At 72.9% G+C, this 11093-nt stretch carries 10 protein-coding genes and 1 pseudogene; 9 read left to right on the forward strand and 2 right to left on the reverse strand.

All coding sequences use genetic code 11. The features are described 5' to 3' along the window. Positions 1–445: 445 nt before the first annotated feature. The 6 genes and pseudogenes from MCBG_RS32070 to MCBG_RS26590 all read left to right on the forward strand — a co-directional run bounded on the left by MCBG_RS32070 (position 446) and on the right by MCBG_RS26590 (position 7626). Positions 446–1142 (forward strand): annotated as a pseudogene (locus MCBG_RS32070) (TIGR03936 family radical SAM-associated protein). Positions 1143–1266: 124 nt separating this feature from the next. Further along, positions 1267–4701: a ribonuclease E/G gene (locus tag MCBG_RS26570; protein ID WP_084789628.1), complete on the forward strand. Its 3435-nt coding sequence runs from the start codon at positions 1267–1269 to the stop codon at positions 4699–4701. A 294-nt stretch (positions 4702–4995) separates the two neighbouring features. Then, entirely contained in the window at positions 4996–5310 is a 315-nt protein-coding gene (gene rplU, locus MCBG_RS26575) for a 50S ribosomal protein L21 (protein ID WP_018787289.1), read from the forward strand. An 11-nt stretch (positions 5311–5321) separates the two neighbouring features. Next, complete coding sequence (gene rpmA, locus MCBG_RS26580; protein ID WP_013288010.1) at positions 5322–5576, forward strand: 50S ribosomal protein L27; 255 nt, start codon at positions 5322–5324, stop codon at positions 5574–5576. A gap of 89 nt (positions 5577–5665) precedes the next feature. Continuing rightward, entirely contained in the window at positions 5666–7117 is a 1452-nt protein-coding gene (obgE, locus tag MCBG_RS26585; protein ID WP_043328970.1) for a GTPase ObgE, read from the forward strand. Positions 7118–7176: 59 nt separating this feature from the next. Further along, positions 7177–7626 carry a GNAT family N-acetyltransferase gene (locus MCBG_RS26590; protein ID WP_043328971.1) on the forward strand — a complete coding sequence of 150 codons (450 nt, stop codon included), beginning with the start codon at positions 7177–7179 and terminating at the stop codon, positions 7624–7626. A gap of 16 nt (positions 7627–7642) precedes the next feature. Here the strand turns inward: MCBG_RS26590 and MCBG_RS26595 are convergent, their stop codons facing one another. Next, a complete protein-coding gene (locus MCBG_RS26595) occupies positions 7643–8302 on the reverse strand; it encodes a DUF6766 family protein (protein ID WP_043328972.1) in 660 nt (219 codons plus the stop codon). 86 nt (positions 8303–8388) lie between these two features. Further along, positions 8389–8853 carry a DUF4383 domain-containing protein gene (locus tag MCBG_RS26600; protein ID WP_197494991.1) on the reverse strand — a complete coding sequence of 155 codons (465 nt, stop codon included), beginning with the start codon at positions 8851–8853 and terminating at the stop codon, positions 8389–8391. A gap of 209 nt (positions 8854–9062) precedes the next feature. On the opposite strand from MCBG_RS26600, the gene MCBG_RS26605 reads away from it, so the two are divergent. The 3 genes from MCBG_RS26605 to MCBG_RS26615 are packed head-to-tail and all read left to right on the forward strand — an operon-like array spanning position 9063 to position 10970. Further along, entirely contained in the window at positions 9063–9848 is a 786-nt protein-coding gene (locus MCBG_RS26605) for a hypothetical protein (RefSeq protein WP_043328974.1), read from the forward strand. 31 nt (positions 9849–9879) lie between these two features. After that, on the forward strand, positions 9880–10332 hold the full coding sequence (locus tag MCBG_RS26610; protein WP_051611588.1) for a phage holin family protein: 453 nt from the start codon (positions 9880–9882) through the stop codon (positions 10330–10332). Further along, the gene (locus MCBG_RS26615; protein ID WP_043328975.1) at positions 10329–10970 is read left to right on the forward strand and encodes a DUF3618 domain-containing protein; all 642 of its coding nucleotides are present in this window, start codon (positions 10329–10331) and stop codon (positions 10968–10970) included. Before MCBG_RS26610 ends, MCBG_RS26615 begins: the two co-directional genes overlap by 4 nt. The last annotated feature ends 123 nt before the right edge of the window (positions 10971–11093 follow it).

Below are 11093 nucleotides of genomic sequence, written 5' to 3' on the forward strand. Positions count from 1 at the left end.
CGGCGCCTACCCACCCCCGGCCCAGCCCACCCCGCCCCACGACAACCGCTCCTGACCCCGCCCAACCTCTCCCGGCCCTCCGGCCCACCCCGTCGATCATGAGGTTGGCGGCGATGTCGATCTCCAATTCCGCCGCCAACTTCATGATCGCCGGCCCTTGTCGGCCCGGCCCGGCAGGCCGGGTGGGGTGATCAAGGGGTTGGGGTCTCGGGGGCGTGGGAGCTGGACGTGAACTCCTTGATCACGGCGGGAGCGGGCGGGGGTTTGGGGCGGTTTGGGGTGGGTGGGGTGGCCCCGGGTGTGGGGCACCGTGGGTGCTGCGCCAGGATGGGACCGATACGCAGGCACAGCCGAGGAGCTCACGATCGCCAGAAAGCCTCAACCCGAGGGCGGCCAGGCCCCCGTCGTCCAGCGGGTCCGTATCCGGTACGCCAAGCGGGGACCGCTGCGTTTCACCTCGCACCGGGACTTCGCCCGGGCCTTCGAGCGCGCGCTGCGCCGGGCCGGCGTGCCGATCGCCTTCTCCCAGGGCTTCACCCCACACCCCAAGATCTCGTACGCCTCGGCGGCGCCCACAGGTGTGGCCAGCGAGGCGGAGTACCTGGAGATCGGGCTGCGTGAGCCGGTCGACCCGGCGCGGCTGCGCGAGGCCCTCGACGCCGCGCTCTCGCCCGGACTCGACGTGATCGACGTGGTGGAGGCCACCGGCGGCAGCCTCGCCGACCGGATCGAGGCGTCGTACTGGCGGATCGAGCTGCCCGAGGTCGACCCGAAGGTGCTGGCGGGGGCCGTGGCGGCCTTCACCGCCGCCGAGGAGGTCCTGGTCGAGCGGATGACCAAGCAGGGGCGGCGTACGTTCGACGCCCGTGCGGCAGTGGTGTCCATCGATGTGGTGTCTCCGTCTGAGACGCCTTCCGAAGCGGCGGCCGTACCGTGTGCGATACTCGAACTGGTCGTGCGGCAGGTCACCCCGTCCGTTCGGCCCGATGACGTCCTGTCCGGCCTCCGCGCGGTGGCCGCCCTGGAGCCGCCGGTCACCCCGAAGGTGATCCGGCTGGCGCAGGGCACGCTGACCGCGCAGGGCGAGATCGTCGATCCGTTGGAAGCGAAAACGAGACGGGGCAACCATCGGAGAGCGCTGACCGTCGGTCAACGCTCTGGCAGGCAGACTTCGCGTCGCGCGTTGCGCGCCCGCCGAAACACTTGCGGCAACCTGCGTGGCAGCGCTCACCCGCGCCCGGGGCAGCCAGAACTGGAAGAACGTCCATGCTCGAGAACCGAGCCCCGAGGGCGGCGAACGGACCGGCGCAAGAGCCGACCCGGGACGCCCGCCGACAACGCCGCCGCCGCCTCCGGCAGCGCCGCGAGCGCGGCCTCCGCCGGCGCCAGGGTGCCGCCTCCGGCAGCGCCGACGACGGCACCGCCCAGGGCGTCGCCAGTGCGGAAGGCGCCACCGCTGAAGGTGTCGCCGCCCTGGAGGGCGTCGCCGAGACCAAGCCGCCGGCCCGTAAGCGGGCCAGCCGTCGCAAGGCCGCCCCGCTGAACCAGCCGGAGCAGACCGACGCGCCGGTCGAGGCGTCCACCGCGGCGACCGGCAGCGGCGAGTCGCCGCAGGCCGAGGTGCTCGCACCGATCGCCGGAGAGCTGGACACCGCGCCCAAGACCACCCGGCGGCGTCGTAAGGCGACCCCGGCGAAGGCGGTCGAGGAACCGGTGGCCGCGGCGGGTGTGGAGGCCGCCTCGGAGGAGGTCGTGCCGCCGGTCAAGGTGACCCGGACCCGTCGTCGCAAGGCCACGCCGCCGGCTGCCGAGACCGTCGCGCCGGACGAGACCGCCACCGGCGGGCAGACGGCCACGGACGGGGTGATCGACGGGCCGGTCTCCGCGCCCGGGGGCGATCTGATCGCCGAGGGCCGCGCCGACATCGACGGTGCCGAGGCCACCGCGCCGGGCCAGGCCGGCGTCGCGGAGAGCACGGGTACCGCCGGGCGGTCCCGCACCCGCCGCCGCGCCGCCACCGCCGACAAGGCCGCCTCCGGGGACACGGCCACCGCCACCGGCGACAAGGCCGCCACCGGCGACCGGACCACCGCCACCGGGGATGCTGCCACCACCGGCGGGAGCGGGGCCACCGCCGGTGACAAGGCGATCGTCGGCCTCGGCGAGGACGTCGAGGACGAGGACGCCGAGGCCGGGACCGTCGAGGACGCGAGCGCCGCGGGTGCGCGTACCCACGAGGTCGACCTGGCCCGCAGCGGCGGCCCGGCGGACGCGACGGGCGTCGTGTCGACGGGCGCCGCCGTGCCGCGCGTGGACGACGAGCCGGCCGAGCCGACGCCGCCCACCACCCGGCGGCGTCGTGCCGCGCTCTCCGCGCCGACCGTCCTGTTCATGGCGCCGCAGCCCGACGAGGCGCCCGCCGTCCAGGTCACGTATCCGGCGGCGGAGGAGCCGATCGAGGAAGCAGTCGAGACCGGCCGGCGCCGCCGTCGCGCCCGCCGGGAGGTCGAGCCGGTCGAGGCCGAGGTCGAGCCGGAGGTCGTCGAGGAGGAGCCGGCCGCCGAGGCCGAGGAGTCCGCCGAGATCGACGAGGACGACGAGACGGCGGCCGGCCGGCGGCGTCGTCGCCGGGGTCGCCGGGGCCGGGGCCGGGGCAAGGGTGGCGCCGACGAGGCCGACGACGAGGACGTCGAGGAGCCCGCCGCGGCCGAGACCGCCGAGGACGAGACCGAGGAGTCCGCCGAGGACGAGGAGCCCGACGGCGAGGGGATGACCCGCCGCCGTCGCCGCCGTCGCCGCCGCGGCGCGGGGGAGGCGGACACCGCCGCCGAGGACGGCGTGCCCACCGTCGTCAAGATCCGTGAGCCGCGCAAGCCGGTCGACGAGGTGCAGGGCGTCTCCGGCTCGACCCGGCTGGAGGCCAAGCGGCAGCGCCGCCGGGACGGCCGCGAGCAGCGGCGTACCCGGCCGCCGATCCTGAGCGAGTCGGAGTTCCTGGCCCGCCGTGAGGCGGTCGACCGGGTGATGGTGGTCCGCCAGCGCGGCGACCGCACCCAGATCGCCGTGCTCGAGGACGGCGTGCTGGTCGAGCACTACGTGACCCGCAACTCGTCCGCCACCATGGCCGGCAACGTCTACCTGGGCAAGGTCCAGAACGTGCTGCCGAGCATGGAGGCCGCCTTCGTCGACATCGGGCGCGGGCGCAACGCGGTGCTGTACGCCGGCGAGGTCAACTGGGACGCCACCGGCCTGGAGGGCCGGGCGCGCTCGATCGAGCAGGCGCTGCGCTCCGGCGACTCGGTGCTCGTGCAGGTGACCAAGGACCCGATCGGGCACAAGGGCGCGCGGCTGACCAGTCACATCGCGCTCTCCGGCCGGCACCTGGTCTACGTGCCGAACGGCAACGCCTCCGGCATCAGCCGCAAGCTGCCCGACACCGAGCGCAAGCGGCTGCGGGACGCGCTGAAGAAGCTGGTGCCGGACGGCGCCGGGGTGATCGTCCGGACCGCGGCCGAGGGCGCCAGCGAGGACGAGCTGGCGCGTGACGTCAAGCGGCTGCAGGCGCAGTGGGAGGACATCCAGGCCAAGGCGACCGAGGGCGGCGCCCCGGTGCTGCTCTACGAGGAGCCGGACCTGGTCATCCGCGTGGTCCGGGACCTCTTCAACGAGGACTTCCGCGAGCTGGTCATCGAGGGCGAGTCCGCGTACGACCTGGTCGAGTCGTACCTGTCGCACGTCTCGCCGGACCTGGTGGCGCGGCTGCGCCGGCACGCCGGGGTGGCGGACGTGTTCGCCGAGTACCGGATCGACGAGCAGATCCTCAAGGGGCTGGACCGGAAGGTCTTCCTCCCCTCCGGCGGCTCGCTGGTGATCGACCGCACCGAGGCGATGACCGTCATCGACGTCAACACCGGCAAGTACACCGGCTCCGGCGGCAACCTGGAGGAGACGGTCACCCGCAACAACCTGGAGGCGGCCGAGGAGATCGTGCGTCAGCTGCGGCTGCGCGACCTCGGCGGCATCGTGGTGATCGACTTCATCGACATGGTGCTGGAGTCGAACCGGGAGCTGGTGCTGCGCCGGCTCACCGAGTGCCTGGGCCGGGACCGCACCAAGCACCAGGTCACCGAGATCACCTCGCTCGGCCTGGTGCAGATGACCCGTAAGCGCATCGGCGCGGGCCTGCTGGAGGCGTTCAGCGAGACCTGCGAGTGCTGCAAGGGCCGAGGCGTGATCATTCACACCGAGCCGGTGCCGGAGAAGCCGCGCGGCGGCGCGGGCGAGAAGGTCAAGGCGGTCGCCTCGGCGGTCGCCGCGCCGGCCGAGGAGAAGAGCGGCCGACGCCGGGGCCGCAAGGCCGCCGCGGAGAAGCCGGCCGTGGAGGCCGTACCGGAGCAACCGGCCGCGCAGCCGCAGGCCGCCACCGAGCCGCCCGCTGCGGTCGCGCCGCCGGAGCGGACCGTCGCCGAGGTGGTCGAGACCGACGACGACTACTACGACACCCAGGGCTACGACCTGTCCCGGTTCGAGACGGACACGCCCGCCGCCCCGGCGGTCGCGGACAGCCAGGAGGGCGACTCGGCCCGGCTGGCCGCCGCCGACGACCCGGACGCGATCGGTGACGGCGACAGCGACGACGACAGCGGCGCCCCGCGCCGGCGGACCCGCCGTGGCGGCGCCCGGCGGCGTACCCGGCCGTAGGGCACTGACCTGCGCGAACAGGGCCCCCGATCCACGCCTGGCGTGTGGCGCGGGGGCCCTGTCGTGCCGGTGGGCCGCGCGGAAGAGCCGCCTACCGGCAGCCCGGTTTGGGGAGCGGGCCGGGTATGGCGTAGGCTTGCCTGCGGCGCACTTTGGTGTGCCGAGTTCCCGCGTGCCCGCGCCGCCGGTGTCACGGCTCCCGGCGAGACGCCGTGGGAACGACCGCCGACGGTGTGACAACCGGCAGCGGTGGAACAGACGCCAGCAGCCTCAACGACAGGGAGTCCGCCTCCGATGTACGCGATCGTCAAGACCGGCGGCAAGCAGTACAAGGTCGCCGAGGGCGACGTGATCGAGGTCGAGAAGCTCGCCGGTGCCCCCGGCGACGCGGTGAAGCTCACCGCGGTGCTCCTCGTCGACGGTGACGACCTGGTGACCGACGCGGCGAAGCTCGCCAAGGTCGCGGTGTCCGGCGAGATCGCCGCGCACACCAAGGGCCCGAAGATCCGGATCCACAAGTTCAAGAACAAGACCGGCTACCACAAGCGCCAGGGTCACCGCCAGCCGCTGACCCAGGTCAAGGTGACCGGCATCTCCAGCGGGAAGTAGGTCGTCCTCCAATGGCTCACAAAAAGGGTGCGTCCAGCTCGCGTAACGGCCGTGACTCCGCGGCCCAGCGGCTCGGCGTGAAGCGCTTCGGTGGTCAGGTCGTCAGCGCGGGTGAGATCCTCATCCGTCAGCGTGGCACCAAGTTCCACCCCGGTGACCTGGTCGGCCGTGGCGGCGACGACACGCTGTTCGCGCTGGCCGCCGGCTCGGTTCAGTTCGGCACCAAGCGCGGTCGCAAGACCGTCAGCATCGTGCCGCAGCAGTAGTTTTCTGGCCAAGCGGGCCGCGGACCTCTGGTCCCGGCCCGCTTCGCCTTTTCACGCGCGGGGCGGACCCCGCTGGAAGGATTGGCGTCGTGACGACGTTCGTTGACCGGGTCGTCCTGCACATGCAGGCCGGCGACGGCGGGCACGGCTGTGTCTCGATCCACCGGGAGAAGTTCAAGCCGTTCGGCGGGCCGGACGGCGGCAACGGCGGCCACGGCGGCAGCGTGTCCCTGGTGGTCGACGCGCAGGTCACCACGCTGCTCGACTTCCACTTCCGGCCCCACCTGAAGGCCGAGAACGGCAAGGGCGGGGCCGGCTCGAACCGGGACGGCGCGAACGGCCGCGACCTGGTCATCAAGGTGCCCAACGGCACCGTGGTGCAGAGCCTCGACGGCGAGGTCCTGGCCGACATGGTCGGCGTGGGCACCACGTTCGAGGCGGCCCGGGGCGGCCGGGGCGGACGCGGCAACGCCTCGCTGGCGAACGCCCGCCGCAAGGCGCCCGGCTTCGCCGAGCTGGGTGAGCCCGGCGACCGGCTGGACGTGGTGCTGGAGCTCAAGAGCGTCGCCGACGTGGGCCTGGTCGGCTTCCCGTCGGCCGGCAAGTCGTCGCTGATCTCGGTGATCTCCGCGGCCAAGCCGAAGATCGCCGACTACCCGTTCACCACGCTGGTGCCGAACCTGGGCGTGGTCCGGGTGGACAACCACACCTTCACCGTCGCCGACGTTCCGGGCCTGATCCCGGGCGCGGCCAGCGGCAAGGGCCTGGGCCTGGAGTTCCTCCGCCACGTCGAGCGCTGCGCCGTGCTGGTGCACGTGGTCGACACCGCGACGCTGGAGCCCGGCCGCGACCCGCTCGCCGACATCGACGCCATCGAGTCGGAGCTGTCCCAGTACGGCGGGCTCGCCGACCGGCCCCGGCTGGTCGCGCTCAACAAGGTCGACGTGCCCGACGGCAAGGACCTCGCCGACATCGTCCGCCCCGACCTGGAGGCCCGTGGCCTGCGCGTCTTCGACGTCTCCACCGCCACCCGCGAGGGCCTGCGCGAGCTGACGTACGCGATGGCGGAGCTGGTCGAGCAGGGCCGTCGGGCCGCCCCGCCGGCCGAGCCGACCCGGATCGTGATCCGCCCGAAGGCGGTCGACGACGCCGGCTTCACCATCGAGGCCGAGCCGGACGGCTCGTACACGGTGCGCGGCAGCCGGCCGGAGCGCTGGGTCAAGCAGACCAACTTCGACAACGACGAGGCGGTGGGTTACCTGGCCGACCGGCTGGCCCGCCTCGGCGTCGAGGAGAAGCTCGCCAAGGCCGGCGCGCAGGCCGGTGACCTGGTGCGCATCGGCGAACGGGAGTTCGACTGGCAACCGACGCTCTACGCCGGTGTCGACTTCGTACCCGGTAACCGGGGCACCGACGTGCGGCTGGAGGAGAAGTCGAACCGTCCGTCGGCGTCCGACCGGCTGGCGGCCCGCAAGGCCCGCCGGGTCCGCCCGGAGGACGAGATCGAGGCCGCGGCCGCGGCGGAAGCGGACGTCGAGTAGCCGTCTGCGGGACGGTGGCGGGAAACCTGCGCGAAATCCGGCGGATCTAGCGTACGGGCATGTTGATCGAGTCCCGTCCCGCCACCGACCCGGAGATCGCCGCGCTCGTCGTCGCCCAGCAGCGTGAGCTGCGCGACGCGGACGGCGGGCTGGACGGGCAGGTGACGGTCGTGCACGCCGACATCCACTACCTGGCCGCCGTGGTGGGCGGCCGGGCGGTCGGCTGCGGCGGTCTCCAGGCGCTCGACGCCGACACCGGTGAGCTGAAGCGGATGTACGTGCGGCCGGCGTTCCGGGGGCGGGGCATCGCCCGGCAGTTGCTCGTCGCGCTGGAGGAGCTGGCGTTCCGGGCGGGGCACCGGACGGTGTGCCTGGAGACGGGCACCTACCTGCCGGCCGCGATCTCGCTCTACCGGTCCAGCGGGTACGAGCCGATCCCGGTGTACGGCGAGTACGTGGACAACCCGTACAGCGTCTGCTTCGCCAAGCGGCTGCCGGTGGCGGCCTGATCGGCCGGCCTGACGCTCAGGCGCTGGTCTGGGCGTGCGGCGCGGTGACCGGCTTCGACTCCGGGCTGGCGTGCTGGCGCAGCACGATGCTGAGCAGGATCAGCACGCCGACGGCGAGGAACTCGCTCTGCCAGTTCTGCATCGACTGGAACCAGAAGTCGCTGGTGCCGAGGAACTGCCAGGCGCTGATCGGGGCGGCACCGCTCTCCAGCGCCTGCTCCTGGTTGTAGGCGGCCACGCCGCCGAACAGATGCCCCAGGAACGAGCCGCCGAAGATCATCAGAAGCGCGATGGCGAGGCTGTTCCGGTAGACCACGAGCGGCAGCCCGCCGACCCGTACCGGCCAGGGCGAGTCGGGGCGGGCGTGGTCCCGGTTGTCCTCCGGCCGGTCCGTCTGGTCCTCCGGCTTCGACTCGGCCGAGCCCTTCTGCACCAGGTACGCGGTGAGCAGCACGTAGCCGCCCATCTGGAGGAACTCCGACTCCCAGTTCTCGAACACCGCCTCGGCGAAGTGCCCGGTGCCGAGATAGGCCCACCAGCTCAGCGGCTCGATGCCGTACCGGCTCAGCTCCTCGTTGTGCACCTGCCAGCCGAAGACGCTCTGCAGCAGCAGGAAGACCAGGAACGCGCCGAGCATGGCGACCGAGAGCATGTTGTCGCGCAACCACCGTGGCATCGCCGGACCTCCTCGACCCGCTCGCGCCTGCCCTCCTGCCCGGCATCGGGTCGGGACAAACGCCCGCACCGGCGTGTCGCGCCTGGTCAGGGACGGTCGAACGGGGCCTCCACCCGGGTGCCGGTGCCGAGGTTGTTGTTGAGCAGCAGGCCGGCCGCGAGCATGCCGAAACCGAGGAACAGGTGCAGCCAGTTGTCGGCGTCATTCACCGGCACGAAGTTCGCCGAGGCATCCCGGTCGATGGCGAAGCCGTACAGCCACAGCACCAGGTAGAGCGCGCCGCCGCCGGCCAGGAACACGCGCGCCCCGGCCAGCCGCCGCGCCATGACCAGACCGACCAGGCCGAACAGCAGGTGCACCAGGTTGTGCAGCACCGACACCTGGAACACCCCGAGCAGCTTCGCCTCGGAGTGGTGCCCGGCGAACGTCATCTCGCCGTAGTGCGTGGTGATGCCGGGTACGAAACCGAGCACGCCGATCAGCGCGAAGACGGCTGCCGCCGCGAGGGCGACCTTCTGCACCGTAGGCCGGGCGGGCGCGTGTTCGCGCACGTCACGTGCCATCCCTGTCACCCCCGTGGACTCGCCGCCGCCCGGGCGGGCAGGCATTCCATTCTCTGACCGGAGCGGGTCGCTCCCGCAGAGAAATCACGAATCAGGCATGGACCGGTCGACCGGGGGTAGGGCGATTGTCATGCGGAAACAAATCCGCGTACCCCCCGAGAACACCCGCTGGGAAACACACGAGCGGAAGGGACATCATGACTCAGGATCATTCCCCGACTTCTGCCACGTACCAGTCGACGAACGGCGGCGGCGTGCGTGACCAGGCCCGCCAGGTGGGCTCCGACGCCGCGAGCGCCGGTGGCGCCGTGGCGCAGACCGCCAAGGAGCAGGGGCGGGAGGTGGTGGGCGAGGCCAAGCGACAGGCCCGCGACCTTTACGGCGAGACCCGCAACCAGGTCACCGCCCAGGCCGGTCAGCAGCAGCAGCGCGCCGCCAGCGGCCTGCGGTCGCTCGCCGACGAGATGCGCACCATGGCGCAGCAGGGTGGCGGCTCCGGCCCGGTCACCGAGCTGGCCCACCAGGCGGCCGAGCGGGTGCACGGCGTGGCCGGCTGGCTGGAGCAGCGCGAGCCGGGCGACCTGCTCAACGAGGTGAAGAACTACGCCCGCCGCAACCCCGGCACGTTCCTCGTCGGCGCCGCGCTGCTCGGCGTGGTCGCCGGGCGGCTCACCCGCAACATCACCGCGCTCGGCGACGACAACAGCGGCGCGCGGCCGGCGTACGACCCGGACCGCACCGCCGTCATCCCGACCGCGCGTGAGGTGCCGGACCAGGTGCCGCCGGGCGGCTACCTCGACCCGACGCCGGGCAGCTACGCCGAGCCGGACCCGGGCTACTCCGCGCCGGGCGCGACCTACCCGACCGGCGGCGCCCCGAACACCTGGGCCGACCCGGCGGGTGGCACCGGTCAGCCGCTGCCGCCGCCGGAGCGCACCGACCCGCTGCCGGGCGTCCCGTCCACCGGCGCTCCCCGCCCGTGACCGGCCGCACCGGCAGAAGGGAGGCGACGGCATGACCGTACCCACGCAGGACCCCGGCTATCAGGCGGCGGGCGCCCCGCCCCACGCCGACGAGGTGCGCGGCAGCTCGCTCGGCGACCTGATGCGCCAGGTCACCACTGACCTGTCCACGCTGATGCGGCAGGAGGTCGAACTGGCGAAGGCGGAGATCCGCCAGGAGGGCAAGAAGGCGGGCAAGGCCGCCGGACTGTTCGGCGGCGCCGGCTTCGGCGGCTACATGGTGGCGCTCTTCGTCTCGATCGCGATCTGGCAGTTCCTCGACAACGTCATGGACTCCGGGCTGGCCGCGCTGATCGTGGCCGTCATCTGGGCCGTTGTCGCGGCGGTCCTGTACTCGATGGGCAAGAAGAACGCCGAGCGGATCCGCGGCCTGAAGCAGACGAACGACAGCGTGCAGCGCATCCCCGACGCGCTCAAGCCGCACCCGGAGGGAGTCATCCGATGAGCACCGATCCCGAGCAGATCCGCCGCGAGATCGAAGCCACCCGCAACAACCTCAGCTCGGACGTGGACGCCCTGGCGTACAAGGTCAGCCCGGGCCGCATCGTCGACGACCGCAAGCAGCGCGTGCGCAGCGCGCTGACGAACGTGAAGGACAAGGTGATGGGAACCGCATCGGACCTCGGCCACGGCACCGGCCACGCCGCCCACTCGGTGGGCGACCACGCCTCCTCGATGGCGTCCACGGTGGGCGACAAGGCGCACTCGGCCGCCGCCACGGTGAGCGACGCCGCCCACCGGGCGCCGCAGGTGGTGCGGCGCAAGTCCGAGGGCAACCCGATCGCCGCCGGCGTGATCGCCTTCGGCGTCGGCATGCTGGTCTCCTCGCTGATCCCCGCCACCCGCCGCGAGCAGCAGGTCGCCGCGCAGGTCAAGGAGAAGGCCGCCGAGCACGGCGGCGTGGTCAAGGAGAAGCTGGGCGAGGTCGCCGGTGAGCTGAAGGAGGAGCTGCGCGAGCCCGCGCAGCACGCCGCCGAGTCGGTGAAGGCCACCGCGCAGGACGCCGCGTACGCGGTCAAGGACGACGGCCGCGCCGCCGCGCAGGACGTGCGGCACAGCGCCGAGCAGGCGCGGTCCTCCTGAAGGCCCGCGCTCTCGGTTAGGAAGGGCCCCTTCTTATCGCCTCGCGATAAGAAGGGGCCCTTCCTTTCACCTCAGCGGGCATCGACCCGGTCTGCACCCAGAGCACCAGCTCGTCCGGGCGGT

This window comes from Micromonospora sp. M42, assembly GCF_000568915.1.
Taxonomy (GTDB): domain Bacteria; phylum Actinomycetota; class Actinomycetes; order Mycobacteriales; family Micromonosporaceae; genus Micromonospora; species Micromonospora chalcea.